Source organism: Paraburkholderia sp. BR10936, from assembly GCF_040965735.1.
In the GTDB taxonomy this organism is placed as follows: Bacteria; Pseudomonadota; Gammaproteobacteria; order Burkholderiales; family Burkholderiaceae; genus Paraburkholderia; species Paraburkholderia nodosa_A.
In genome coordinates, this window is the sequence record NZ_JBFRCM010000001.1 from 578,740 (window position 1) to 603,598 (window position 24,859).

Annotated in this window: 22 protein-coding genes, 1 tRNA gene and 1 riboswitch; of the genes, 13 read left to right on the forward strand and 10 right to left on the reverse strand. The window is 65.8% G+C overall.

The features are described 5' to 3' along the window. Positions 1–24: 24 nt before the first annotated feature. The 3 genes from AB4Y36_RS02740 to recA form a co-directional block, all read right to left on the reverse strand. Complete coding sequence (locus AB4Y36_RS02740) at positions 25–720, reverse strand: DUF2889 domain-containing protein (protein WP_368605571.1); 696 nt, start codon at positions 718–720, stop codon at positions 25–27. Between the two features lie 119 nt (positions 721–839). Beyond that, a complete protein-coding gene (recX, locus tag AB4Y36_RS02745; RefSeq protein WP_368682230.1) occupies positions 840–1,748 on the reverse strand; it encodes a recombination regulator RecX in 909 nt (302 codons plus the stop codon). 32 nt (positions 1,749–1,780) lie between these two features. Continuing rightward, positions 1,781–2,857, reverse strand: a complete 1,077-nt coding sequence (gene recA / locus AB4Y36_RS02750; RefSeq protein WP_069262865.1) for a recombinase RecA — start codon at positions 2,855–2,857, stop codon at positions 1,781–1,783. 248 nt (positions 2,858–3,105) lie between these two features. On the opposite strand from recA, the gene AB4Y36_RS02755 reads away from it, so the two are divergent. The 4 genes from AB4Y36_RS02755 (at position 3,106) to AB4Y36_RS02770 (ending at position 7,702) form a co-directional block, all read left to right on the forward strand. Continuing rightward, on the forward strand, positions 3,106–3,870 hold the full coding sequence (locus AB4Y36_RS02755) for a response regulator transcription factor (protein WP_069262866.1): 765 nt from the start codon (positions 3,106–3,108) through the stop codon (positions 3,868–3,870). A gap of 12 nt (positions 3,871–3,882) precedes the next feature. Then, positions 3,883–5,532, forward strand: a complete 1,650-nt coding sequence (locus AB4Y36_RS02760) for a sensor histidine kinase N-terminal domain-containing protein (RefSeq protein WP_368682231.1) — start codon at positions 3,883–3,885, stop codon at positions 5,530–5,532. Positions 5,533–5,854: 322 nt separating this feature from the next. After that, positions 5,855–7,513: an MFS transporter gene (locus AB4Y36_RS02765; protein ID WP_342948437.1), complete on the forward strand. Its 1,659-nt coding sequence runs from the start codon at positions 5,855–5,857 to the stop codon at positions 7,511–7,513. Positions 7,514–7,625: 112 nt separating this feature from the next. Next, positions 7,626–7,702: transfer RNA gene (locus tag AB4Y36_RS02770), tRNA-Met, on the forward strand. 91 nt (positions 7,703–7,793) lie between these two features. Here AB4Y36_RS02770 and AB4Y36_RS02775 read toward each other — a convergent pair. Beyond that, positions 7,794–8,810, reverse strand: coding sequence for a sensor domain-containing diguanylate cyclase (locus AB4Y36_RS02775; protein WP_069262868.1), 1,017 nt, complete (start codon positions 8,808–8,810; stop codon positions 7,794–7,796). A gap of 174 nt (positions 8,811–8,984) precedes the next feature. Further along, positions 8,985–9,740, reverse strand: coding sequence for an FCD domain-containing protein (locus AB4Y36_RS02780; protein WP_342948436.1), 756 nt, complete (start codon positions 9,738–9,740; stop codon positions 8,985–8,987). 73 nt (positions 9,741–9,813) lie between these two features. Here AB4Y36_RS02780 and dgoD point away from each other — a divergent pair, with 73 nt between their 5' ends. Both dgoD and AB4Y36_RS02790 read left to right on the forward strand, forming a co-directional pair. After that, complete coding sequence (dgoD, locus tag AB4Y36_RS02785; protein ID WP_069262869.1) at positions 9,814–10,962, forward strand: galactonate dehydratase; 1,149 nt, start codon at positions 9,814–9,816, stop codon at positions 10,960–10,962. A gap of 283 nt (positions 10,963–11,245) precedes the next feature. Next, positions 11,246–11,545, forward strand: a complete 300-nt coding sequence (locus tag AB4Y36_RS02790; RefSeq protein WP_368615904.1) for a hypothetical protein — start codon at positions 11,246–11,248, stop codon at positions 11,543–11,545. A gap of 17 nt (positions 11,546–11,562) precedes the next feature. Here AB4Y36_RS02790 and AB4Y36_RS02795 read toward each other — a convergent pair whose 3' ends face one another. Beyond that, on the reverse strand, positions 11,563–12,489 hold the full coding sequence (locus AB4Y36_RS02795) for a CopD family protein (protein WP_368682232.1): 927 nt from the start codon (positions 12,487–12,489) through the stop codon (positions 11,563–11,565). Between the two features lie 610 nt (positions 12,490–13,099). On the opposite strand from AB4Y36_RS02795, the gene AB4Y36_RS02800 reads away from it, so the two are divergent. The 4 genes from AB4Y36_RS02800 to AB4Y36_RS02815 all read left to right on the forward strand — a co-directional run bounded on the left by AB4Y36_RS02800 (position 13,100) and on the right by AB4Y36_RS02815 (position 17,995). Next, the gene (locus AB4Y36_RS02800) at positions 13,100–13,867 is read left to right on the forward strand and encodes a c-type cytochrome (protein ID WP_069262871.1); all 768 of its coding nucleotides are present in this window, start codon (positions 13,100–13,102) and stop codon (positions 13,865–13,867) included. Positions 13,868–13,889: 22 nt separating this feature from the next. Continuing rightward, positions 13,890–15,185 (forward strand): c-type cytochrome, encoded by a 1,296-nt coding sequence (locus AB4Y36_RS02805; RefSeq protein ID WP_368682233.1) that lies wholly within the window; start codon positions 13,890–13,892, stop codon positions 15,183–15,185. 270 nt (positions 15,186–15,455) lie between these two features. After that, positions 15,456–16,076 (forward strand): hemolysin III family protein, encoded by a 621-nt coding sequence (locus AB4Y36_RS02810; RefSeq protein ID WP_368615901.1) that lies wholly within the window; start codon positions 15,456–15,458, stop codon positions 16,074–16,076. Positions 16,077–16,333: 257 nt separating this feature from the next. Next, positions 16,334–17,995, forward strand: a complete 1,662-nt coding sequence (locus AB4Y36_RS02815; protein WP_368682234.1) for a DEAD/DEAH box helicase — start codon at positions 16,334–16,336, stop codon at positions 17,993–17,995. Between the two features lie 66 nt (positions 17,996–18,061). Here AB4Y36_RS02815 and AB4Y36_RS02820 read toward each other — a convergent pair whose 3' ends face one another. Next, on the reverse strand, positions 18,062–18,895 hold the full coding sequence (locus AB4Y36_RS02820; RefSeq protein WP_069262874.1) for a ferritin-like domain-containing protein: 834 nt from the start codon (positions 18,893–18,895) through the stop codon (positions 18,062–18,064). Between the two features lie 625 nt (positions 18,896–19,520). Between AB4Y36_RS02820 and AB4Y36_RS02825 the strand changes: the two genes are divergently transcribed. Beyond that, positions 19,521–19,718, forward strand: a complete 198-nt coding sequence (locus AB4Y36_RS02825; protein WP_028205977.1) for a hypothetical protein — start codon at positions 19,521–19,523, stop codon at positions 19,716–19,718. Positions 19,719–19,984: 266 nt separating this feature from the next. On the opposite strand, the gene AB4Y36_RS02830 is transcribed toward AB4Y36_RS02825, so the two are convergent. Continuing rightward, on the reverse strand, positions 19,985–20,362 hold the full coding sequence (locus AB4Y36_RS02830) for a hypothetical protein (RefSeq protein ID WP_368682235.1): 378 nt from the start codon (positions 20,360–20,362) through the stop codon (positions 19,985–19,987). 209 nt (positions 20,363–20,571) lie between these two features. Here AB4Y36_RS02830 and glpK point away from each other — a divergent pair, with 209 nt between their 5' ends. Together glpK and AB4Y36_RS02840 are read left to right on the forward strand one after the other, a co-directional pair. Further along, positions 20,572–22,107: a glycerol kinase GlpK gene (gene glpK, locus AB4Y36_RS02835; protein ID WP_342948432.1), complete on the forward strand. Its 1,536-nt coding sequence runs from the start codon at positions 20,572–20,574 to the stop codon at positions 22,105–22,107. Positions 22,108–22,247: 140 nt separating this feature from the next. Then, a complete protein-coding gene (locus AB4Y36_RS02840) occupies positions 22,248–22,934 on the forward strand; it encodes an HAD family phosphatase (RefSeq protein ID WP_069262876.1) in 687 nt (228 codons plus the stop codon). An 11-nt stretch (positions 22,935–22,945) separates the two neighbouring features. Here the strand turns inward: AB4Y36_RS02840 and ribB are convergent, their stop codons facing one another. Continuing rightward, on the reverse strand, positions 22,946–23,674 hold the full coding sequence (gene ribB / locus AB4Y36_RS02845; protein ID WP_069262877.1) for a 3,4-dihydroxy-2-butanone-4-phosphate synthase: 729 nt from the start codon (positions 23,672–23,674) through the stop codon (positions 22,946–22,948). 164 nt (positions 23,675–23,838) lie between these two features. Next, positions 23,839–24,012: riboswitch (FMN riboswitch) on the reverse strand. A gap of 113 nt (positions 24,013–24,125) precedes the next feature. Further along, positions 24,126–24,791, reverse strand: a complete 666-nt coding sequence (locus AB4Y36_RS02850; protein WP_069262878.1) for a helix-turn-helix domain-containing protein — start codon at positions 24,789–24,791, stop codon at positions 24,126–24,128. Between the last annotated feature and the right edge of the window lie 68 nt (positions 24,792–24,859).

The window sequence follows — 24,859 nt, forward strand, 5'->3', positions numbered from 1 at the left end:
GAGTGAACTTCGATTCCGCTGTTGTTATTCATGCGAGACGGCGTCGGCCCTGCCCTCTTGGCCCGGGCTCCGGCTGTCGCGCACGCCGGGGGTTTCCGCGCCACGCTCTATCGAACGCGGCACATGGCCATACCAGCGCGGATAAAACTGCTTCACCGCCTCCCCGTCGAACCGCAGCGCGTGGCAGCGGCCCAGCTGGAAGGGCGGCTTTTCACCGGCGGCCTCATTGCCTCCGGCGGTCTTGCCGAGTTCCGGTCCGGGCGCTTCACCCGGGGAGCCATTCGATGTGTCCCACACTGCCCCGACGAACGCCTGGATCGCAGCGGTCGGCAAAACGCCCAACATTTCTGTGAGGTGTGTGCAGCCGACCGTGCCGGCGAGGAGCCGGCCCGCTTCACGGCGGAAATTGTCGAGGAGATTGAGCCCGATAAGGGCCCGATAGGCGGGATTGGCGTTCTGGCACTGACCGTCGTAAGGCACCCAGTCGGACGACGCTTCGGCGTCGACGACATTGAGCTTGCGATCGATCGTAATACGCAGCCAGAGTTCATGGATCGGCAGACCATTGGGCCGGACACCGGCGGCGAGCGGCACGTCGCGTGGCTTGTGGTCGGTCAGGCACGCGTCGATGTCCCACAGGCCGTCTTCGCGCTCATAGGCGACCGCCCGGATGGCGCGCTGATGGCGCAACTGGCGGGGCACGGGCGGAGAAAGCGGCATGCTAAAGGTAAGACCGGATTGGAAAACCTCGTGATTTTAACATACCGAGTATTTGAGACAGCCGCGAACACACAGGCCGGGCGGGGACTTGCCTGAGCGGATTTTTCGAGACGGCCGGCTCAGTTATCGGACCAGTCTTCGTCGATTCCCTTGAGGATCTTGCCGATGATCGACATCGAGAAGCCGCGCGCCGCGAGAAAGCGCGCCTGGCGCGCGCGTTCGGCGGGCGTCTCGGGCAACTGGCCGTACTTCTTCTGCCAGACCGTGCGGGCGCGGACGAACTCGGTCTCCCGCAGTTGCGAGCTCACCTCTTCGATGAGCGCTTCGCCCACTGCGTGGCGCTTGAGTTCGCTGACGATACGCCCTGCCCCCACGCGCGACGCGCGCCGGTGCACGACGCTTTCGGCAAAGCGCGCGTCGGAGAGCCAGCCCTCGCGTTCGAGTGAATCGAGCAGCACTTCGAGTGCGTCGGCGTCCTCGGTGTACGGCATGAGCTTGCGCGAGAGTTCGGCGCGGCTGTATTCGCGGCGCGAAAGATAGCCGAGCGCGCGGCCCTTGAGGGAGCGCTCGGGGCGCTGCTTCGCCGTGGACGACTTTTCGCGCTCGCTGGCGCGTGCGGCGCGGCTGGCCGAGCTGCGCTCGTATTGGTCGGCTAGCGGCGCGCTGGATTCGCGCGCTGTTTCGAGAGGCGCGCGACGCGATCGCTTGAATGTTGGTTCGGACAGCGGTTCTGGCGGCACGTTTGCCGCCTCTTCATCCGCCCCGCTGAAGAACGCCTCGAACGGGACTTCGAAGACCGCGCCGCCATCGTCGCTGAGATCGGCGGGCGAAGAAAACGCGGCGCCAGAATGCGCAAAGCCGCGATCGCCCGCCTGGGCGTCGCGGCTCAAATGGCCAGAACGGCTCGTGCGCGAGTCGGCAGGCTTGACGGCGGAGCGCCGCTCGGCGCCCCTGTCCGCAGGCGAACCCGCGTGCGGGTTAGCCTGCTCGCCGGAAGGCGAGGACGTGGGTGACCCGCCCTTGCGCATCAGCTTGCCTTATCTACGAGAGCCTGGTGGACTTACTCTTCGTCGGCGACTTCGACTTCGCCGGAGTCCTTGACGCCGTCCGGCATCGTGCTCACGCCAAGCGACTCGCGGATGCGGTTTTCGATCTCGCGAGCAATGTCCGCGTTCTCACGCAGGAATTCACGTGCGTTGTCCTTGCCCTGGCCAATGCGCTCGCCGTTATAGCTGTACCACGCACCCGCCTTGTCGACGATCTTGGCCTGCACGCCGAGGTCGACGATTTCGCCCTGACGCGAGATGCCCTCGCCGTAGAGAATGTCGAAAACGGCTTCGCGGAACGGCGGCGAGACCTTGTTCTTCACGACCTTCACACGCGTTTCGCTACCGATCACTTCGTCGTTCTTCTTGATCGAACCGATGCGGCGAATGTCCAGACGCACCGACGAATAGAACTTGAGCGCGTTGCCGCCCGTGGTGGTTTCCGGGTTGCCGAACATCACGCCGATCTTCATGCGGATCTGGTTGATGAAGATCACCATGCAGTTCGTCTTCTTGATCGTGCCGGTGAGCTTGCGCAGCGCCTGCGACATCAGACGCGCCTGCAGACCCGGCAGCGAGTCGCCCATTTCGCCTTCGATTTCCGCCTTCGGCACGAGCGCCGCGACCGAGTCGATCACGATCATGTCGATCGAGCCCGAGCGCACCAGCGCGTCGGTGATTTCGAGCGCCTGCTCGCCCGTGTCCGGCTGCGAGATGAGCAGTTCGGGCACGTTCACGCCGAGCTTGGCGGCGTATTGCACGTCGAGCGCGTGTTCCGCGTCGATGAACGCCGCCGTGCCGCCGAGCTTTTGCATTTCGGCGATGACCTGCAGCGTGAGCGTGGTCTTACCCGACGATTCCGGACCGTAGATCTCGACCACCCGGCCGCGCGGCAAACCACCCACGCCAAGTGCGATGTCGAGGCCGAGCGACCCGGTGGAGACTACCTGGATGTCCTCGACCGCCTCGCCGTCGCCGAGTCGCATGATCGACCCCTTGCCGAACTGCTTTTCGATCTGCGCGAGCGCGGCGGCCAGCGCCTTGCTCTTTTCAGCAGTCAGCCCAGCCGAGCCTTTCTTGCTATCTTCCATGAATCGTCCTTTGCTATGATGAACGGCGTCTCGTGACCATGCGCACGCCTCATTCGGGCTAATGCACACGAACGCAGACACTGTATAAAAAAACAGTGGTTTTGGCAAGCCTTTCTGGCTATCCAGAACCGCGAATTTCGGGAGACCGCCGCGCGTCGCCTGGCCGCGCCTTCAAGGACGCGGCGCGGCGCGGGTGTTACGAGCCTGACTACGAGGTCTAAAAGCCTCGAAGGCGACGCTGGCGCAACATGCGAATCCTCATTGCCGAAGACGACAGCATACTCGCGGATGGACTCGTGAGATCACTCCGCCAATCGGGCTATGCCGTTGATCACGTGCGTAGCGGCGTGGATGCCGATACTGCGTTGTCGATGCAGTCGTTCGACCTCCTGATCCTCGATCTGGGCCTGCCGAAAATGCCGGGCCTCGAAGTGCTGCGCCGTTTGCGCGCGCGCAATTCCAACCTGCCCGTGCTGATCCTCACCGCCGCCGACAGCGTGGACGAGCGCGTCAAAGGCCTCGACCTCGGCGCCGACGACTACATGGCCAAGCCTTTCGCGCTCAACGAGCTCGAAGCGCGCGTGCGTGCGCTCACGCGGCGGGGTGCGGGCGGCGGCCCGACCGTCGTGCGGCACGGCGCGCTGGCGTTCGACCAGGTGGGGCGCATTGCGCGCATCAACGACCAGGTGCTCGATCTTTCCGCGCGCGAACTGGGCGTGCTCGAAGTGCTGCTGCAGCGGCTCGGGCGGCTCGTCTCGAAGGAGCAGCTCGTCGACCATCTGTGCGAATGGGGCGAAGAAGTCAGCAATAACGCCATCGAAGTCTACGTGCACCGGCTGCGCAAGAAAATCGAAGCGGGCGGCGTGCGCATCGTGACCGTGCGCGGGCTCGGCTACTGCCTCGAAAAGGAGGCGAAGGAAGCGCAGGCCGGCGCAGGCCAGACGCCCGCCCGGACCGAGGCCGGCACGCCCGACGCCGCGCCGGCGATGCCCGCCAGCCACCACTTCAAGTAGGCAGGATCGACGATGGCCGGGCGTCCTCCCATCGCGCGCGCCGTGCCGCCCAAGGGCGCCGCAGGCGTTGCCGGCCCGGCCGGCGACAGCGTTTCGGGCGCGACCGCATCCGCGGCCGACGCCCTCGACGACGACGCGCGCGACGCCCGCTACGCCAATCCGTTCGCCCCGCCCGACGAAGCCGAAGCCGCCGCCGAGGCCCGCCCGCGCTCGCTCTTCGGCGAGATTCTCGACTGGATGCTCGCGCCCCTGCTGCTGCTCTGGCCGATGAGCATCGCGGTCACGTATCTCGTGGCGAAATCGATCGCCAACGCCCCGTTCGACCGCGCGCTCGAAACCGACGCCTATGTGCTCGCGCGCCAGATCCAGCCCGTCAACGGCGTGGCCGAGCTGACACTGCCCGCCTCCACGCGCGACTTCCTGCGCGCCGATAACGTCGACAGCGTGTTCTATCAGGTGCTCGGCAGCCGTGGCGAGCTGATCGGCGGCGATCGCGACATGCCGCTGCCGCACGATGACGACCGCCCGCCGCCGGGCCTCGTCGAATTCCGCGACGACACGCTGCATGGCATCGACATCCGCGTCGCCTATACGACCGTGGAGCCGACGCATCCGAGCGTCGGCGATCGGCAAGGTCAACCCGTGCTCGTGCAGGTCGCGGAAACGCTCGACAAGCGCCGCCAGCTCGCCAACGACATCATCAAGGGCGTGATCCTGCCGCAGTTCGTGATCTTGCCGCTCGCGATCCTGCTCGTGTGGTTCGGGCTCTCGCGGGGCCTCGCTCCCCTGCACGCGCTGCAGTCGAACATCCGCATGCGTCGCCCCGACGATCTTTCGCCGCTCGAAGCGCGCCGCGCGCCGCCCGAAATCGAGCCGCTCGTCACCTCGTTCAACGACCTGCTCACGCGCCTCGAACAGAACATGGAACTGCAAAAGCGCTTCATCGCCGACGCCGCGCATCAGATGAAAACGCCGCTCGCGGGCTTGCGCACCCAGGCCGAGCTCGCGCTGCGCCAGGACGCGCCCGCCGAAGTGCACCGCTCGCTCGAGCAGATCGCGACGAGCTCCGAGCACGCCGCACGGCTCGTCACCCAGCTGCTCGCACTCGCGCGCGCGGAAAACCGCATGTCCGGACAGGTCTTTACCTCGGTGGACGTGGCCGACGTGGCGCGCCACGCCGTGCGCGACTGGGTGCAGCCGGCGCTCGCCAAGCAGATGGACCTCGGCTACGAAGGCCCCGAAACGGCCGGCGGCAGTGAGGAAGACGATGGCGAAGCGGGGGCGCGCATCGAAGTGGACGGCAACCCGGTGATGCTGCGCGAGATGCTCTCGAACCTCATCGACAACGCGATCCGCTACACGCCCGCGGGCGGGCGCATCACCGTGCGCGTGCGGCCCGAGCCCTCGGCGGGCATGGTCCATCTCGAGGTGGAAGATACGGGCATAGGCATTCCGAGCGCCGAGCGCGAACGCGTGCTCGAGCGCTTCTACCGCATTCTCGGGCGCGACGGCGAAGGCAGCGGGCTCGGGCTCGCGATCGTGCGCGAGATCGCCACGATGCACGGCGGCATGCTCGCCATCGACGATCACGTCTATCAGGACACGCCGCGCCTCGCCGGCACGCTCGTGCGCGTGACGCTGCGCTTGCGTACGCAGGCCTGAGCGGCATTGCCGGCGCTTTGGCGGCGAAACCACCGCGAAACTGACGGACCGCGTCCGAAAACCGGGATGGGATTTACCCTTACCCCGATACGCTTCGAGCGAGTCAAAATCTGCACGTTAGAATATATTTACCAATAAATGCAGGATTTTGATCGCGAATTCAGCGACGTTAGCCGACCCCACCCCACACCGACGCTACACTCGAAAACCCACACCCGCGTCAGAAGCCCGTAAGTTTCCATTCCAATAATGCTCCGCAGGACCGCGGGTCTACGAGTCGCCTGCCCGACGGACCACACGCATATCAATACTGGAGACATCTATGGCAACCGTTGGCGGACAAGTCTCGCACGCGCCGATGACCAGCGACGAAAAACGCGTGATCTTCGCGTCGTCGCTCGGCACCGTGTTCGAGTGGTATGACTTCTACCTGGCCGGATCGCTCGCGGCCTTCATCAGCAAGAGCTTCTTTTCCGGCGTCAATCCCACTGCCGGCTTCATCTTCACGCTGCTCGGCTTCGCTGCGGGCTTTGCCGTGCGTCCGTTCGGCGCGATCGTGTTCGGGCGCCTCGGCGACCTCGTGGGCCGCAAGCACACGTTCCTCGTCACGATCGTCATCATGGGTATCTCGACCTTCGTGGTCGGCTTCCTGCCCGGCTATGCGTCGATCGGCATTGCGTCGCCGGTGATCTTCATCGGCATGCGTCTGCTGCAGGGCCTCGCGCTCGGCGGCGAGTACGGCGGCGCCGCGACCTACGTCGCGGAACACGCGCCGGCCGGACGACGTGGCTTCTACACCTCGTGGATCCAGACGACCGCCACGCTTGGCCTGTTTCTCTCGCTGCTCGTGATCCTCGGCGTGCGCACCTTCACCGGCGAAGAGCAGTTCGCCGCATGGGCATGGCGCATTCCGTTCGTCGCCTCGATCCTGCTGCTCGCGGTTTCGGTGTGGATCCGTCTGCAACTCGACGAATCGCCGGCGTTCAAGCGCATCAAGGCCGAGGGCAAGGTCTCGAAGGCCCCGCTCACGGAAGCGTTCGGCCAGTGGAAGAATCTCAAGGTCGTGCTGCTCGCGCTCTTCGGCGTCACGGCCGGCCAGGCCGTGGTCTGGTACACGGGCCAGTTCTACGCGCTCTTCTTCCTTACGCAGACGCTCAAGGTGGACGGCGCCAGCGCCAACATCCTGATCGCGGTGGCGCTCTTGATCGGCACGCCGTTCTTCCTGTTCTTCGGCGCGCTCTCCGACAAGATAGGCCGCAAGCCGATCATCATGGCTGGCTGCCTGATCGCGGCGCTCACCTACTTCCCGATCTTCAAGGCGATCACGCACTACGCGAACCCGGCGCTCGAAGCCGCGACCGCACGCGCACCCATCGTCGTGATCGCGGATCCGGCCGAATGCTCGTTCCAGTTCAACCCGGTCGGCACCTCGAAATTCACGAGCTCGTGCGACATCGCCAAGAGCGCACTTTCAAAGGCCGGCCTGAACTACGAGAACGTGGCCGCCCCGGCAGGCACGCTCGCGCAAATCAAGGTGGGCGACACGACCATCGACACGTTTGACGGCCGGGCGCCCGGCGCCAAGGAAGCCGGCGCGCTGTTCGAGAAGACGCTCGCGGCTACGCTGAAAGCGGCGGGCTATCCGCTCAAGGCCGATCCCGCGCAGCTCAACTGGCCGATGACGGTGGTGATGCTCACGATCCTCGTGATCTTCGTGACCATGGTGTACGGGCCGATCGCGGCGATGCTGGTGGAGATGTTCCCGACGCGCATCCGCTACACCTCGATGTCGCTGCCGTATCACATCGGCAACGGCTGGTTCGGCGGCTTCCTGCCGGCGACGGCCTTCGCGATCGTGGCGGCGCGCGGCGATATCTACTCGGGCCTCTGGTATCCGATCATCATCGCGCTGGGCACCTTCGTGATCGGCATGCTGTTCGTGAAGGAAACCAAGGACTCGGATATTTACGCGCAGGATTGAGGCTGTGAGCGCTGCCGGGTGGGGCTTCTCGCCCGGCGGCCGCCTTCCCTGCAAAAAAGATGACGAAGGGGGGTTGACAGCCTCCGGCTGTACCGCGATAATTCTTTTCTTCGGCGAATTAGCTCAGCCGGTTAGAGCGACGGAATCATAATCCGCAGGTCCGGGGTTCGAATCCCTGATTCGCCACCAGTTGCAAAAAAAAGCCGCTGTCCCGCAAGGACAGCGGCTTTTTTCATTGCCGCGTGCCTGGCGAACCGGAGTCCGCCGGCCCGCACGGCATTCACCTGATCTGCTTGCGCTCCCGCTTCGTTTCGTACATCGAACGATCTGCGTATTCGATCAGCGCCGTCATCTCGGTGCCGTCGTCGGGCAGGATGGCAACGCCTACGCTCACGCCAAGATCGATGCGATGTCCTTCGAACTCGAACGGCTCGCCCACAGTGTCCACGAGCCGGCGGCTATACGCCTCGGCGTCCCCGCGCCCCGCGATGCCGGGCAGGATCACGGCGAACTCGTCGCCGCCCACGCGCGCGGCCGTGTCCACGCGGCGGCTGTGGCGCGCAATGCGCGTCGCGGTCTCGCGAATCGCCGCGTCGCCGGCGCGATGCCCGTAGCGGTCGTTGATCGGCTTGAGGCCGTCCATGTCGAGATTGAGCACGCCGAGTCCGCCCGACGAGCGCAGCGCGAGGTCCACCGACTGGCGCAGGCGATCGTAAAAGAGCGCGCGATTGGGCAAACCGGTGAGCGCGTCATGCGTCGCGCGCAGATAGAGCTCGCTCGTCTCGTGCCGCGCGGCGTGGAACATGGCTGCGGCGATGAGTTCGGACATCAGCGAGAGCGTGCGGATGTCCTCGTCCTTGAAGGCGTCGACTTCCGAATTCGTGACTTTCAGAACACCGACCGTCGTCTCGAGATGCTTGAGCGGCGTGACGATCATCGAACGCAGGCCGGCGCGCCGGCACGCTTCGCGGTCCACGCGCGGGTCGGTTTCGGAGTCGTCGCAGCGCAGGATCTCGCCCTCGCGCACGCACAGGCCCGACAGGCTCGTTTCACGCGCGAGGCGCAATCCGAGGAGGTTCGCGACGTTGCCCGAGGCCGCGCGGTAGACCATGTCCTCACCTTCGGCGAGTTCGACGACCGCACCCTGGGCTCGCGTGAGCTGCTCGGTGCGCTCCGCTACGTAGGCCATCACGCCGCCGAGATCGAGCCCGAGCTTCGCGATGTCCGACTGCGCCTTGATGATTTCCAGCAGGGTTGCGTTGTCCAGTTGCGTGTCTTTCGCTTCGCTCTTCTTCATCGCTTAACCGTTAGCCTTGCCTTTGACTTGCTGACGGCACTGAAAGCCACGGCGCCGTTCGATCGAGCTAAAGCATAGCAAACGTCATTGCATGCGCCAGCGCAATCGTTTTACATCTGCAATTCGCTGCGTTTTTCGCGATTCGTTGCGAAGACACCCATTCGGCATACGCGTTCATCGCTCGATGCGCTCGCGCGTGAGGCGCAGCAACGCCGCCATTGCGCGGCTCGCCGCATAGGCGTCGCGTTGCACGATCGCCTCGTACACGAGGGTGTGGTCGGGCAGCGCGGCGTTGAACACCTCGGCGCGCTTTGCGTTCACGCGCAACTGGCCTTCGAGCGTGCGCTCGATCAGCGTGCCGAGCGGCACCAGCAATTCGTTGCGGCAAGCGCCCAGCACCGCGAGATGAAAGCGCAGGTCGGCGCGCACCCATTCGTCCACATTGCGCGCTTGTGCCATGGCCTCGTGCGCGGCGGCGATCGACGCGAGCGCATCGGAATCATGCGCGTTCGCGGCCAACCCTGCCGCAAACGGCTCGATCATCTCGCGCATTTCCTGGAGCTTGAGCGCAAAAGCAAGCGGCGGCGCCACGCGCGCGTACCAGTCGAGCACGTCGGCATCGAGCAGATTCCACGCTTCGCGCGCACGCACCCGCGTGCCCACGCGCGGACGCGACTCCACGAGCCCTTTCGAGGTGAGCGTGCGCAGCGCCTCGCGCAGCACCGTTCGGCTCACATCGAACGTTGCCATGAGTTCGGCCTCGCGCGGCAGGACCGTCGCGGGCGGGTAGTCGCCACGCAGGATCGCGCTGCCGAGTTCGTAGGCCACCGTGCCGTGCAGATCGCGTTGAATCGCCGTTCTCCTGGATATTGGGAAGCGTTGCGAAATAATACTATTAATAGCACTTAAAGGCGAATTTTGCAGTAGCATGGGCGGATGAAGACGTTGCCGCTCGCGCGTGATGCGAGCGCCGCCCTACCGCTCAAGGTCATGGAGACACCGCATGAAAATCACCAGGCTCGAAACCTTCGTCGTCCCGCCGCGCTGGCTCTTTCTGAAGATCGAAACGGACGAGGGGATCGTCGGCTGGGGCGAGCCGATCGTCGAAGGGCGCGCGCATACGGTAGCCGCCGCCGTCGATGAACTCGCCGACTATCTGATCGGCAAGGACCCGCTCCTCATCGAAGACCACTGGCAGGTGATGTATCGCGCGGGCTTCTACCGCGGCGGCCCGATCTCGATGAGCGCCATTGCCGGCGTCGATCAGGCGCTCTGGGACATCAAGGGCAAGCATCATGGCGTGCCCGTTCACGCGCTGCTCGGCGGCCAGGTGCGCGACAAGATCAAGGTGTATTCGTGGATCGGCGGCGACCGTCCGAGCGACGTCGCCAACAACGCGCGCGCCGTAGTCGAGCGCGGCTTCAAGGCCGTGAAGATGAACGGCTCCGAAGAACTGCAGATCATCGACACCTTCGACAAGGTTCAGGGCGTCATCAACAACGTCGCGGCCGTGCGCGAGGCCGTGGGCCCGAACGTCGGCATCGGCGTGGACTTCCATGGCCGTGTGCACAAGCCGATGGCCAAGGTGCTCGCGAAGGAACTCGATCCGTTCAAGCTGATGTTCATCGAAGAGCCCGTGCTCTCGGAGAACGTCGAGGCGCTGCGCGACATCGTCAACCAGACCAGCACGCCGATCGCGCTGGGCGAGCGTCTGTATTCGCGCTGGGATTTCAAGCACATTCTCGCGGGCGGCTACGTGGACATCATCCAGCCCGACGCCTCGCACGCGGGCGGCATCACCGAGTGCCGCAAGATCGCCGCGATGGCCGAAGCCTATGACGTCGCGCTCGCGCTGCACTGCCCGCTCGGACCGATCGCGCTCGCCACCTGCCTGCAGATCGACGCCGTGAGCTACAACGCGTTCATCCAGGAGCAGAGCCTCGGCATCCACTACAACAAGGGCAACGACCTGCTCGACTACATCAGGAATCCCGAAGTCTTCAAGTACGAAGACGGCTTCGTCTCGATTCCGCAGGGCCCGGGTCTCGGCATCGACGTGAACGAGGAGAAGGTGCGCGAGATGGCGAAGACCGGTCACCGCTGGCGCAATCCGGTGTGGCGTCACGAAGATGGCAGCGTCGCCGAATGGTGATGCGCAGATGAACGCCGAACGCGCGGCGCGCAGCGTGAAGTGACGCGCTCGATGCTGCGCGTTTCGGCGACGTAACATTTCGCGTGGCTTTGCGGGCTTCGGCGCGCGCGCTCGCGAGACGCGCGCACGCCTTATGTCGTTTGCGCACACAGCCAGTTCATGGAATGCCGCGCCGCGCAAGGCGCGGCCATCATCGAAGACACGCGCCGAACGCGAACGCCACCCACTGGCCTGCTCCTTGCAGATTCCTTTGCAACCCAACCTCGGTGTTGCAAAGGACTCCATGGACGCGTCGCTTCCCGACTATCTGATCCGCGAACAAGCCGCCGTCGGCGCACTCGTCGCCTTCGGCTTCCTGCGCGTGCTCGCTGCCGCAATCGCCTTCACGCGCGGCTGGCGCATTCGTTGGATCGAGTACGCCGCGATCGGCGCCGCGGCGCTATGGTGTGCGCCGCAGTTGATCGCGCTGATCGCTAATCCAACCTCCGTGGCTGCGCTCGCGGAGCTCGAAGGCAACGCCACGGGCTGCGCCCTCGCCCTCTTCTTCTCACCGATCCTCAGTCACCGGCTCGGCTACGAATAAGTTGCGGCGACGACGTTTCAGCCCTGCAACACGTAGGCCGGCACGCTGTGCGCGAGCGCGGCTGCGGCCACCAGCACGCCGATCATCACGATGGCTTCGAGATGGATCACGTTGACGAACCGGCGCGCCGCCGCCGTCGACGCCGCGCGCCGCAACTCGGGCATCGCCACGAGCCGGTTGAAGCCGCCCATCGCGAGCGCGAGCAGCACGAGCACAGCCTTGAGCATCAACACGCGGCCCCAGGTGCTGCCGACGATGGCGTCGATCGAGCCGCCGCTGCCGCGCAGCGCATCGAACACGCCCGTCGCGATCACGAAGCCCACCGCGAAGAACGCCACATTCGAAATCTGGCCCGCCGTGCGGATCAGCACGCCGCGTGCCGTCGATGCGCTGAGCGCCGGCAGCACGGCAAGCCCTCCCGCCATGACGATGCCGCTCCACGCGCTCGCGCTGAGCAAGTGGAGGGTATGCAGCCCGAGCGCAGCCGAGGCGAAGCCCGCATCGGCGGCGTGTCCGAGCCCCGCGCGCCCCGCGGCGATGGCGACGAGCGCGAGCCACAGCACACCGTCGCGCGCCACGCTCGAAGCCGCGAACGCGCAGCCGAGCAGCACGAGCGCACCGACGAACGCGACGGTCCACGCGTGTCCGACGTGCGTTTGCGAGAGCACCGTGCCGACCACGCCGAACGCGCTGGGCAACGGTTCGCCGCTGACCGACGCGCTCTCGTAGAGCATCCACATGATGAGCGCCGCCACGAGCACGAACGCCGCGACGCGCAGCGAGCGTTGCGCACGCAGCCATGCGAGGCGTGCGGGCGCGACGTGCGTGCGGCCGTCCTTGTCGAGCCAGGCGCCATAGAACGCCGAGCCGAGCGCGAATGCGTAGGCGATGTTGACGATGGCCGCCATGGCGACCTGCCCGATCCAGAGCCAGTCAGCTTTCATCGGACCTCGCCCTCCCGCGTGTTGCGGGTCGCACGGACTTCGCGCGAAGGGGATCGGTCGGCTGGATGCAACGATAGGGAAAGTGCAATTGGAGTCATCGAGACAAGTGGCAAGGAAACAACATGAAAACGGCAACAGCAGCACGCGCAAGCATCACGTCGCGTGACCCGCAAGGGTGCCTGCTTCGATAGCCGCCGCGCCATTCGGTTCAATGCGGGCTCGATGCGGCTTCAACGCGCATTCCATGCGCGAGCATCGAGCCGAGGCACGAGACCGGAAGTGGCGGCGGCATGCGCCCGGCATGATGACATGCATGCACCGGGCAACGAGCGGCTCGCCGAATGGGGCGCGGGTGCGGGACAACCCCGTGTCACCGATTGGCGAACAGGTGCAGAATCATAACCGGCACCGACGCGACGATCGGCCGCAAGCACGTCGCGGTGGCGCCTCGAAGCCATCGGAGAGCGTTTGTGGTGCATGCGGCAAATGGTCACTATGAGTTCCCGATGCTAGAATCTGCTGCGTCGCCGCAGCGCGCACGGTCTGCTGCTTTCATCGCGCGCAGCCTGGAAGCCGGGCCGTTCGAAGCCTGGTCAGGTCCACGATAAAGATGGAGTTACGCGTGTCCCCAAGACGTATCTTCCGACCGCTCATTCCGCTCGTCGCGCCTCTGGCAGCAGCACTTTTGCTCGGGACGACAGGCGTTCTCAGCGCTGCACATGCCCAGACGGCGGCCTCCGCGCCGCAGGCCAAAGCCCCGGACACGATCGCCGCACGCGTGCAGGGCTGCACCGCGTGCCACGGCTCGCATGGACAGGGCACCGACAACGACTACTTCCCGCGTCTCGCCGGCAAACCGGCCGAGTACCTGTTCAACCAGCTAATGAACTTTCGCGAGGGGCGCCGCAAGTACCCTCCGATGAATTATCTGGTCACCTATCTCTCCGACGACTACCTGCACGAGATCGCAACGTTCTTCTCGCAGCAGCGGCCGCCCTACCCGCCGCCCGCAAAACCTTCGGTCGGCAGCGACACGCTCGCACGCGGTCAGCAGATCGTCCTGCACGGCGACCCGGCCAAGCAGGTGCCCGCCTGTGCGGCCTGCCACGGCGCGAAGCTCACCGGCATGGAGCCGGCCATTCCGGGTCTGGTCGGTCTGCACATGGATTACATCAGTGCGCAGATCGGCGCCTGGCGCTCGGGCTCGCGGCACGCGAAGGCGCCCGACTGCATGCATGAGATCGCCACGCGTCTCACCGACGAAGACGTGAACGCGGTCGCGGCCTGGCTCTCCACGCAGAGCGCGCCGCAGAACCCCGTGCCGGCGCCGGCTGGCTCACTCAAGACGCCGCTTGCCTGCGGCAGCGAACCGCAATAAGGCGCCGGGGGAGACAGCCAATATGAACCGCAAGTCCCTGTTCGCACTTTCCGCCGTGATCGTGGCCGCCACCGCGGCCCTCGTACCAGTGCTCTGGTCGGGCACCCACTATCTGCACAACGCTGCGGCGCAGGCCGCGACGCCCGTCGACCAGGCCGATCTCATCAAGAAGGGCGAGTACCTCGCGCGCGCCGGCGACTGTATCGCCTGCCATACCGTGCGCGGCGGCCAGATGTTCGCGGGCGGCCTGCCGATGGCCACGCCGTTCGGCACGCTCTACACCCCGAACATCACGCCCGACGACCAGTACGGCATTGGCAAGTGGAGCGCCGACGACTTCTATCGCGCCATGCACACGGGCCGCTCGAAGGACGGCAGCCTGCTCTATCCGGCGTTCCCGTTCGCGAGCTACACCAAGGTCACGCGCGCCGACGCCGACGCGATCTTCGCCTATCTGCGCTCGGTCCCGCCGGTCAACGTGCCTAGCCGCCCGCACGAACTCAAGTTCCCGTTCAACAACCGCAACCTGCTGATCGGCTGGCGCACGCTGTTCTTCCGCGAAGGCGAATACAAGCCCGATCCGACCAAGTCGGTCGAATGGAACCGCGGCGCGTATCTCGTGGAAGGCCTCGGCCACTGCGGCATGTGCCACACGTCGATCAACGCGGTGGGCGGCCCGGTCAACTCGGCGGCCTTCGCCGGCGGCCTGATCCCGCTGCAGAACTGGTACGCGCCGTCGCTCACGGGCAGTGAAGGCGGCCTCGGCGACTGGGACATCAGGGACATCGCAAGCCTCCTGAAGACCGGCGTTTCCGAGCGCGGCGCCGTGTTCGGCCCGATGGCGGACGTGATCCACAACAGCCTGCAATACCTCTCGGACGACGACATCCACGCGATGGCCTCGTATCTGAAGACCATCCCGCAGAAGAAGGAAGCGCCCGAAACGATGCAGATGGAGACGTCGGAAGCGTTCGGCGGCGAACTCTTGCAGCAAGGTCAGAAGATCTACCATGACCAGTGTGCAAAGTGCCACGCGGAGAACGGTCTCGGCATGCCGCCGAACTTCCCGCCGCTTGCGAACAACCAGTCGATCCAGATGCATTCGGCCGTGAACCCGATCCGCATGGTGCTCAACGGCGGCTATCCGCCAAGCACGGGGGGCAATCCGCGCCCGTACGGCATGCCGCCGTTTGGGCAGTCGCTCTCGAACCAGGAGGTCGCGGCGGTGGTGACGTTCATCCGCATGTCCTGGGGCAACAAGGGCACGCCGGTGTCCCCGCAACAGGTCGCGGACCTGCGCTCGTCTCCGCTCGACTGACGCAAAGCAGCCCACCGCCGTAAGGGCCTCCGCCCTTACGGCGGTCCCACGCAAGTGGTTACTGTTATAGTGACGGTTGCCTGATAAGGGCGCAGTCCGCGGTGCGCGGGCTGCGCCCTTCGCTATTTGGCGCCGGGGCCGTGCGGTGAAAGCGGCTCCGTGGCCCGTCAGGCCTGGTTTTGAACGCTGCGCTCGAGCACGGCGCCGCACGCGGTGGAACACTGTTCCGCCGGCGCGCGCTGCGCTCAGGAAGAACAAGGAGTGGTCGTCATGCACGCCGGTGAGCGTCTGAACAGCATTACTCACCTCGTGGGCGCGATGTTGTCGGTAGCGGGGCTCGTCTCGCTCGTGACGCTCGCGGCGCTGGATCACGACGCGTACAAGGTCGTGAGCTTTGCGGTATACGGGGCGATGTTGTGCGCGCTGTACACGATCTCGACGCTGTATCACGGCGTGCGCGGCATCCGCCTGAAGGCCGTGCTGCAAAAGTGCGACCATGCCGCGATCTATCTGCTCATCGCGGGCAGCTATACTCCGTTCACGCTGGTGACGCTGCGTGGACCCTGGGGCTGGTCGCTCTTCGGCGTGAGCTGGGGGCTCGCGGCCCTTGGCATCGTCCAGGAACTCACGCTCGGGCGGCGCACGAGAATGCTTTCGATGGCGCTCTACGTGGTGATGGGCTGGCTCGCGGTGGTGGCGGTTCGCCCGCTCGTCGAAGCCTTGCCGGCCGCGGGCACGGCGTGGCTGCTGGCCGGCGGCGTCATTTACAGCGTCGGCATTTATTTTTTCGTCAATGACGAGCGCATCCGGCACGGACATGGAATCTGGCATCTGTTCGTGCTCGCCGGGAGCGTCTGTCAATTCGTGAGCGTCGCGCGCTACGTCGCGTGACGCGTCAATGCGAAGACATCGTACGGCCGCCGCAGTGTCCGCGGCCGCACGATGCAACTTAACGCCAGACGACGGGTCTCGATAGACTTGTCCGTTCCATGAAGAAAAAACGCGGCGCGCGCACTGGCGCGCCGTCCGAACAACGCGAAAAGGCGGCTTCACCGGGCGCATTCGAACCCGGCAACACCGCTTTGGCTGCGCAGCGCGCCTTCGGGCCGCGAAGCGACGCCCGCGCTACTGCAATACAACAGGTGTTTATGTCTTTCGATTCTCTCGGCTTGTCCGAACCGCTGGTCCGCGCAGTCAACGAACTGGGGTACAGCACGCCCACGCCCATCCAGGCGCAAGCGATTCCCGCCGTGCTCGGCGGCGGCGACCTGCTCGCCGGCGCGCAAACCGGCACCGGCAAGACCGCCGGCTTCACGTTGCCGATCCTGCAACGCCTCACGGACATGCCGCCGGCAGCGAACGGCAAGCGCGTGGTGCGTGCACTGATCCTCACGCCCACGCGTGAGCTCGCCGCGCAGGTCGAAGAGAGCGTGCGCGCCTACGGCAAGTATCTGAAGCTCAGATCCACGGTGATGTTCGGCGGCGTGGGCATCAATCCGCAAATCGACGCGCTCAGGCGCGGCGTGGATATCGTGGTCGCGACGCCGGGTCGCCTGCTCGATCACATGCAGCAAAAGACGATCGATCTGTCGCAGCTCGAGATTCTCGTGCTCGACGAAGCCGACCGCATGCTCGACATGGGCTTCATCCACGACATCAAGCGCGTGCTCGCGAAGCTCCCGCCCAAGCGCCAGAACCTGCTCTTCTCGGCCACCTTCGCCGATGAGATCAAGGCGCTCGCCGACAGCCTGCTCGACTCGCCCGCACTCATCGAAGTCGCGCGCCGCAACACCACGGCCGAAACCGTTGCGCAGAAGATCTATCCCGTCGACCGCGACCGCAAGCGCGATCTGCTCACGCACCTGATCCGCCAGCACAACTGGTTTCAGGTGCTCGTGTTCACGCGCACCAAGCACGGCGCGAACCGCCTCGCCGAGCAGCTCACGAAGGACGGCATCAGCGCGCTCGCGATTCACGGCAACAAGAGCCAGTCGGCGCGCACGCGCGCTTTGAGCGAGTTCAAGGACGGCACGCTCCAGGTGCTCGTCGCGACCGACATCGCCGCGCGCGGGATCGATATCGACCAGCTTCCGCACGTCGTCAACTACGATCTGCCGAACGTGCCCGAGGACTACGTGCACCGCATCGGCCGCACCGGCCGCGCGGGCGCGACGGGTGAAGCCGTGTCGCTCGTCTGCGTGGACGAGCATCAGTTGCTCAAGGACATCGAGAAGCTCATCAAGCGCGCGGTGCCCCAGGAGGTCATTGCGGGCTTCGAGCCAGACCCGAACGCGAAGCCGGAGCCGATCCAGCGCCGCAGCCAGCCCCAAGGGCGCTCGCCGCGCCAGGGGCAAGGCCAGGGCCAGGGCCGCGGTGCGTCTGGCGCCAATGCTGCGAACGGCGGACGCCCCGCGCAGGCGCGTGAGTCGCGTGAATCGCGTGAATCGCGCGGCGGTACTCGCGAAGGTGGCCGCGAAGGTGGCCGCGAAGGCAAGCGCGAAGGCGGCCGCGACGGCACCCGCGCACAGGCAGCAACCAACGGTGGCGGCAACGGCGGTCAGCGCCCGGCCAAGCCGGCCTCGAACGGCGGCGTGCGCACCGCCAAGCCCGTGAAACAGCAAGGCGCGAATCACGGCGCACAAGGCGCGCGCGGCGAGCATACGCGTCGCGAAAACCAGCGCGGCGTTTCGCACGAGAGCGCACTGGGCCGCCCGCAACAACGCAAGCCGCAAGGCAACCCGGGCGCGCTGCTCGGCGGCCGCCCAGGCGGCAATTCGCGCCGCGACGGCAACGGCCAGCGCGATCGCTGATCTTCGCGTCCAGAAACGAAAAAGCCCGCTCCAGCAGCGGGCTTTTTGTTTTCGTGCGCCGATGTCCTAGCGGAAGAACACGTGTTGCGTGATCTTCGCGAGCGGATAGTGCACGCCGGGCCGGATCTTCGCGGGCAGGTTGAGCGGCTTGAGCAGCATCTTCACACACATGTCGGCGGACAGATTGTGGCGTACCAGCCTGTTCACGCGCGCGGTCAGTTCGCGGCTATAGGCCTCGTCGCGCACGCGCTCGGGGTAGCGGCCCGCGTAGACATGACGCAGCGCGATCTCGGAATCCTCGTTCTTGATCTCCATCACGCGGCGCATGAGCGCGCCGAGCACGGCGAGACGCCCGTGCCCTTCTATCTGGTTGTACTTCTTGAAATAGCGGAAAAAGTGCTTGTAGTGGCGCACTTCGTCGCTGCGGATGTTGTCGGTGATTTCCTTGAGCACGGGCTCATCCGAATACTCGCCGATCGCGCGATAGAGCGTGGCGGTGCCGGTTTCGACCACGCAGCGTGCGACCATTTCGAGCGCGCGCGTTTTCTCGAACTCCTCGAACGAACAGGTCTTCGAATACTCTTCGATGAAGGTCTGAAACGCCGCGTCCCAGTCGAACTCGGGCCACACGTACTGGATGTACGTCTTCAGCGCGCGTCCGTGCTGAAGCTCTTCGGGCTCCCATTCGCGAACGAGCCACTCGGAGACCTCGGGGTCGCCTTTGAAGAACACGTTCAGGTTGCTCGTGTAGAGGTCGGAGCCGCTTTCAATGAACGAAGAGGCGGCGAGGAGCAGCAGCAGATCTTCGTTGGCTGCGGCGCGTTGACGGTCGATACGTGTGAGATCGATGTCTTCGATGCGCCAGGGCATCACATGGCGAGGCTCATTGTCGTTACGCATTGTGTCCTACTCCCGAAGCGGCGTTTTACGCTCACGACGCGCGGCGTCCGGCCGGAGGCCCGGCGAACTGCGCCAGTCACGTGCAGTGAACGTTACCAGCCATCCCTATTTCCATCTTAGCTGTACTTTCGCGCAGCTGCAGTCACAAAGCACAGACCGGGCCCAGTTCCCGCAGTTCCGGAAATTGACGACCTCTTCGCGTTACGTCATGTGACGATCACTAACCGACGCGCAAACGCAATACCCACGGGCATACCGTGCGTTTGATGCGTAGCGTATCGAAGCGCATTCGCTCGCTGCGTGCCGCGCTGCGGCACGAACTTCAAGTGATTTCGCGAATCCAGGCGGCTCGCAGCACCGCTGCGTGCGGGCTCGAATGTCAAAGGGAAAATTTTCGGGGCGTGGTTTGTACAACGCAGCGGCGTTGACTACACTCCAGTTCCCCGAGGTAGATCCCGGGCTGGATGCCGTTTTGGCCGCGCACAGGCGGCCCCGGCTGCCGGTGTCCCTCCAGCCAGTCGATCTGCACGGTCGCAGGCTTTCGCTCATACCACCGCATTCCTGTCGCTGCGCCGCCCTGCGGGCCGCAACCGGCGACCTCTGATGCGGCAACACGGAGAGAACGATGCTGAGTCCGCATGAATTCGCCACCCTGCTGCTAGTGCAGGACGCCCCCAACCAGCTCGACATGGAGCGAGAAGAACTGGACGCCTTGCTCGAACGACAGCTCGTCCAACTGGAGCGCCTCGCATCCGGCCTTCAGCAATGGCGACTAACCGAAATCGGCGACTCTGCGTTGCGCGCCATCAAACGGTGTTCGTAGCCTGATCCCGCGGGCCGAGTACCCGCGCAGCCACAGGCTCCATTGCCCTTTATCGATTTGCGCGGACGCATGGGTCGTCCGCGAGCCCGGCTTGTCGGGCACGTCCCCGATGCAGGCGCACGGCAGTAGACGTACGCGCCTGCAGTGCATGGTCACGCGGACCCGCGCGCTTCATGCCCGCGTGACCATTTTTTTGCGCATGCCTGTTTGCACTGCTCGCACGCGCGAATGCGCGCACCCTGCCGCGGCACCCTTCGCCTATTCGCCTACCCGGCTCTCAACGTGGGGTCGACCGCCGAGCGCCAGCTCAGCGCCTGGGCGCGCTGTGCGTTGAGGAAGTTCACCCACTCACCCCGCGCCTCGCCGTTGCCGCTCTTGCCGAGCGTGGTGTATTGCTGCGCGAGCTGAGCCTGGAAACCGCAAAACTGGTCCTGGGGCAGCCTGCCGCGGCGATTGGCGACCCACGCGTCAAAAATGGCCGCGTAGACGCCCGCCGCATAGGCACCGAAATCGACCGCCTGGCCGCCGCACATCTGCTGCAAAGCGGCGAGCGACGGCGCGCGCCCCCCGCCTTCCGGGCCCGGCGGCGCGCCCACGCACCCCGTGAGCAGCACGGCTGCACCGATCATTGCAATTGCACGCATGATTGCCTCGTTATCGTTTTCGACTGGTTGGAACGACTGCATCCCGACTCGATTATTGTCGCACCGCGCCGTGCGAGCGACACCTTGACCGTTCCGTTGCGCCGAATCGAGCGCAAATCGCTTTCGGGCTATGCTGGGTCCGATGGCACGCGCCTCGTTGCGCGCCGGTCGACGCGCGTACCCCGCACACCCTCCAGGGAGACTGCACGATGCCTCAGTCGCACGCCGAGTCGTACATCCTCGCGCTGGACCAGGGCACGACGAGTTCGCGCGCCTTGCTGCTCGAGCGCAGCGGTGCAATCGTCGCGCTCGCCCAGAAGGAGTTCGCGCAACGCTACCCGCGACCCGGATGGGTCGAACATGACCCGCGCGACATCTGGTCGAGCCAGGCAGGCGTCGCGGCGCAAGCGCTCACGCGCGCGGGCGTCGGGGCCGCCGCGATTGCGGGCATCGGCATCACGAACCAGCGCGAAACGACCCTCGTATGGGACCGGGCAACAGGTCAGCCCGTGTACAACGCGATCGTCTGGCAGGACCGCCGCACGGCCGGCTATTGCGACGAGCTGAAAGCGCGCGGCCTCGAGCCGACGGTGCGCACGAAAACCGGCCTGCCGATCGACGCGTACTTTTCGGCCACGAAAATCCGCTGGATTCTCGATCATGTCGAGGGCGCGCGCGATAAAGCGCGCGCAGGTCGTCTCGCGTTCGGCACCGTGGACAGCTGGCTGCTGTGGCACTTCACGCGCGGCGCGCTGCACGCCACCGACGTCACCAATGCCGCGCGCACCATGCTCTTCGACATCCACACGCTGCGCTGGGACGACGACCTGCTCGCGCTCTTCGAGATTCCGCGCAGCATGCTGCCGGAGGTGCGTTCGTCGTCGGAGGTCTATGCGCGCACGGCGGCGTCGCTTTTCGCGGCCGAAATCCCGCTTGCCGGCGTGGCCGGCGACCAGCATGCGGCGCTCTTCGGGCAAATGTGCATGCGCCCCGGCATGGTGAAGAACACCTACGGCACCGGCTGTTTTCTCGTGATGAATACCGGCGCGCAGCCTGTCGAATCGAGCCACAACCTCGTCACGACCATCGCGTGGCAAGCGCTCGGGCAAACGCAATACGCGCTTGAGGGCAGCATCTTTATCGCGGGCGCGGTGGTGCAATGGCTGCGCGACGGACTCGGCATCATTCGCAGTGCAGCGGAAATCGAACCGCTCGCGGCCAGCGTGCCGCACAGCGACGGCGTGTACCTCGTGCCCGCGTTCGCCGGCCTCGGCGCGCCGCACTGGAACGCGCATGCGCGCGGCACGCTGTTCGGGCTCACGCGCGGCACGACCGCGGCGCATATCGCACGCGCGGCGCTCGATTCGATTGCCTATCAGTCGTTCGACGTGCTCGCCGCCATGGAGGCCGACTCCGGTATGCGCGTGAACGAGCTGCGCGTGGATGGCGGCGCCAGCGCGAACGATCTGCTCATGCAGTTCCAGGCCGATCTGCTGGGCGTGGATGTGTTGCGGCCGCGCTCCAGCGAAAGCACCGCGCTGGGCGCGGGATATCTGGCCGGGCTCGCGGTGGGGTTCTGGCGCGATATCGAGGAGCTCCAGCGGCACTGGAGCCTCGAGCGCCGCTTCACGCCCTCGTTGCAGCGCGACGAGGCGGCAAGGTGCCTCGCCGGCTGGCAGCGCGCGATTGGCGCAGCAAAAGCGTGGGCCGACACCCGCGAGGCAAACGCAGCAGACGCCGGCTGAGCATCCCAGGCCGCGTGTGCGCTGCTTTCAAAAAGCAAAAGCACGTATGATTGGGGTTTCCACCTTGTCCCCTGCCTGGCTCAGGCGCATGCACGGCCGCCGACCGCTGGCCGCGCGCTGCCCGGCCTCTCGTTTCACGCATGATCGACCATCTCATCTGCGACTGTGACGGCGTGCTCGTCGACAGCGAAGTCATCGCCGACCGCGTTCTGTTCGATACGCTCAGCAGCACCTTTCCCGGCATCGATTTTCACGCCGCCGTGAATGCGGCGTTCGGCCAGCAGACCTCGCGCTTTCTCGCCGACGTCGCCGCGCGCTTCGACCTCACGATGCCCGAGGACTTTCTCGAGACCATCGAACATCGTTGCGAAGCCGCCATTGCCGAATCGGTGAGCCCGATCAACGGCGTGCGCGACGCCTTGCGCCGGGTGACACTGCCTGCCGCCGTCGTCTCGAACAGCCGGCTCACGCGCGTGCACGCTTCGGTGCGGCGCGCCGGCCTCGACACGATCTTCGGCGAGCGCATCTTCAGCGCCGAGCAGGTTGCGCGGCCCAAGCCTTATCCGGACGTGTACCTGCATGCGGCGAAGCAGCTCGGCGTGGAGCCGGCGCGCTGCATCGTCGTCGAAGACAGCATTTCGGGTTTGAACGCCGCGCGCGCGGCAGGCATGAAGACGATTGCGTTCGTGGGCGCGAGCCACATTCCTTCGGGCTACGCCGACGTGCTGCGCGAGATGGGCATCACGCGCATCATGGCCCACATGGAAGAACTGCCGGCGCTCGTCGAGGCCGGCGTGCGCGGCGAATTCGGCGACGTGCAGTCGTAAGACTGCGCGCCTCAGGCCGGCTCGGCGCAGCGCTCGCGCGCCACGGCGAGCGACTCGCGAAACGCCACCAGCTCGGCAATCGAAAGCACCGGCAGATTGTGCAGCCTGGCGAAGTCGTCGACCTGCTTGCCGCGCGCCATCGTGCCATCCGGGTTCATCAGCTCGCACAGCACGCCGGCGGGCGCGAGGCCCGCGAGCACCGCCAGATCGACGGTACCTTCAGTATGGCCGCGGCGCGCCAGCACGCCGCCCCTCTGCGCGCGCAGCGGGAACACGTGGCCAGGGCGCACGATATCGGCAGGCTTGGCGTCCGGGGCGATCGCGGCGCGGATCGTCGTCACGCGGTCGGCGGCCGACACGCCCGTGCTCACCCCGTCACGCGCTTCGATCGAGACCGTGAACGCGGTGCGGTTGCGGCTCTCGTTGTGGGCCACCATCGGCGGCAGTTCGAGCGCGCGCACTTTTTCGTCTGAGAGACACAGGCATACGATGCCGCTGCATTCGCGGATGAAGAGCGCCATCGTTTCGGGCGTGAGGCGTTCGGCGGCGACGATCAGGTCGGCCTCATCCTCGCGGTCGTGGTCGTCCTGCAGCACGACCGGGCGGCCTTCGCGCATGGCTTGCAACGCGGCGGCAATGCGCGGCGGCACCGGCTCGGAATCGATGAACGGGAGATCGGCGGCGGCGTCGAGCGGCGCGCCCTGGGATGAAGCGAGAGGGGTACTGGCAGTAAGGGACATGTGAAACGCTCCTCGCGAGAGTTAGGCGAAAAACGTTTCAGGGCATTGCAAACAGGCAGGAATCCCCGGCACGCGTGATTCGGCAGTGACGTGGCGCGCCTCGAAAACGGAGACGCACACGCACCGGCCGAAACGCCGCGGCGGATGGGCAAACATGACCATCTGCACATCTTCTTTCATCCGGACTATGACCGTCGGCTCTGGCTTCGCACCAGATCTGCTGACCCTGCGCACGACACAATGAAGCTCGCGCAGGCGCTCGCGGGCTCGTCGGCCTTGCCTTGCGGCGCGGCCGGCATACCGCCGGTGGGGAATTTCACCCCGCCCTGAAGACGCACTGATTACCGGCTTGTTACCTGACTTAACCGGCGGGCAAAGGATACAACAGGCTGCGCAACTGTGCAGCGCGAAAACTTGCGACTAGACGATGTTCTCGAAGGCGCGACGCGGCTCATGCCGGCTGCGCCGTCCCGGCCGGCACGTCCCAGCGCGGCGGCGTCTCGGCGTTGAGCGTCACGCGAAACACGCGCGCCTCGGTGTCGCCCGGGTTGCGCAGGCTGTGCGGCTGGTCGGCGTCGAAGACGATCGCGTCGCCGGTGGCGAGCAGCTGGCGCCGATCGTGCACGCTCACTTCGAGCGTGCCCTCGCTCACCACGAGGTTCACCGTCGTGCCGGGCGGGCGGCGCACGCCGGACTCGGTATGCAGCGGCGCGATGCGCAGTTCGTGGAATTCGGCGGCGGCGGGCTCGCCTTCCGGATAGAGCGCGCGCGCCGAATAACGGCCGTCGGCGGAAACGAGGCGCGATGCCCGCTCGGCGGGCAAATGCTCGAAACCGTTCACGGCATGCCGCCGCAGGAACGCCGAAACCGAGACCTTGAGCGCCGCCGCCACCTTGCACAGCACCTTGATCGACGGCACGCTGCGCGCCGACTCGACTTGAGCGAGCATCGCGCGCGAGACACCGGAGGCGCGTGCGAGCGCATCGAGCGAAAGCTGGCGTTCGGCGCGCAGCCGGGCGAGGTTGACGCCCACGAGATGTTCAAGCGTCTCGTAAGATCCTTCGGTGTGCGCAATATCGGGTTGTGCATCGCGTACGAGCGCGAGGGGTGAATGCATGGCTGCCTCCAGGCAGCGCCGCGTCATTGCGGCGCAAGAGCATGAATGGAGGCAAGACTAGCATCGCG

Bases quoted from the DNA above. Each gene is read 5' to 3' on its own strand.
- AB4Y36_RS02740 (WP_368605571.1), bottom strand. From the start codon at position 720: ATGCCGCTTTCTCCGCCCGTGCCCCGCCAGTTGCGCCATCAGCGCGCC.
- recX (WP_368682230.1), bottom strand. From the start codon at position 1,748: ATGCGCAAGGGCGGGTCACCCACGTCCTCGCCTTCCGGCGAGCAGGCT.
- recA (WP_069262865.1), bottom strand. From the start codon at position 2,857: ATGGAAGATAGCAAGAAAGGCTCGGCTGGGCTGACTGCTGAAAAGAGC.
- AB4Y36_RS02755 (WP_069262866.1), top strand. From the start codon at position 3,106: ATGCGAATCCTCATTGCCGAAGACGACAGCATACTCGCGGATGGACTC.
- AB4Y36_RS02760 (WP_368682231.1), top strand. From the start codon at position 3,883: ATGGCCGGGCGTCCTCCCATCGCGCGCGCCGTGCCGCCCAAGGGCGCC.
- AB4Y36_RS02765 (WP_342948437.1), top strand. From the start codon at position 5,855: ATGGCAACCGTTGGCGGACAAGTCTCGCACGCGCCGATGACCAGCGAC.
- AB4Y36_RS02775 (WP_069262868.1), bottom strand. From the start codon at position 8,810: ATGAAGAAGAGCGAAGCGAAAGACACGCAACTGGACAACGCAACCCTG.
- AB4Y36_RS02780 (WP_342948436.1), bottom strand. From the start codon at position 9,740: ATGCTACTGCAAAATTCGCCTTTAAGTGCTATTAATAGTATTATTTCG.
- dgoD (WP_069262869.1), top strand. From the start codon at position 9,814: ATGAAAATCACCAGGCTCGAAACCTTCGTCGTCCCGCCGCGCTGGCTC.
- AB4Y36_RS02790 (WP_368615904.1), top strand. From the start codon at position 11,246: ATGGACGCGTCGCTTCCCGACTATCTGATCCGCGAACAAGCCGCCGTC.
- AB4Y36_RS02795 (WP_368682232.1), bottom strand. From the start codon at position 12,489: ATGAAAGCTGACTGGCTCTGGATCGGGCAGGTCGCCATGGCGGCCATC.
- AB4Y36_RS02800 (WP_069262871.1), top strand. From the start codon at position 13,100: ATGGAGTTACGCGTGTCCCCAAGACGTATCTTCCGACCGCTCATTCCG.
- AB4Y36_RS02805 (WP_368682233.1), top strand. From the start codon at position 13,890: ATGAACCGCAAGTCCCTGTTCGCACTTTCCGCCGTGATCGTGGCCGCC.
- AB4Y36_RS02810 (WP_368615901.1), top strand. From the start codon at position 15,456: ATGCACGCCGGTGAGCGTCTGAACAGCATTACTCACCTCGTGGGCGCG.
- AB4Y36_RS02815 (WP_368682234.1), top strand. From the start codon at position 16,334: ATGTCTTTCGATTCTCTCGGCTTGTCCGAACCGCTGGTCCGCGCAGTC.
- AB4Y36_RS02820 (WP_069262874.1), bottom strand. From the start codon at position 18,895: ATGCGTAACGACAATGAGCCTCGCCATGTGATGCCCTGGCGCATCGAA.
- AB4Y36_RS02825 (WP_028205977.1), top strand. From the start codon at position 19,521: ATGCTGAGTCCGCATGAATTCGCCACCCTGCTGCTAGTGCAGGACGCC.
- AB4Y36_RS02830 (WP_368682235.1), bottom strand. From the start codon at position 20,362: ATGCGTGCAATTGCAATGATCGGTGCAGCCGTGCTGCTCACGGGGTGC.
- glpK (WP_342948432.1), top strand. From the start codon at position 20,572: ATGCCTCAGTCGCACGCCGAGTCGTACATCCTCGCGCTGGACCAGGGC.
- AB4Y36_RS02840 (WP_069262876.1), top strand. From the start codon at position 22,248: ATGATCGACCATCTCATCTGCGACTGTGACGGCGTGCTCGTCGACAGC.
- ribB (WP_069262877.1), bottom strand. From the start codon at position 23,674: ATGTCCCTTACTGCCAGTACCCCTCTCGCTTCATCCCAGGGCGCGCCG.
- AB4Y36_RS02850 (WP_069262878.1), bottom strand. From the start codon at position 24,791: ATGCATTCACCCCTCGCGCTCGTACGCGATGCACAACCCGATATTGCG.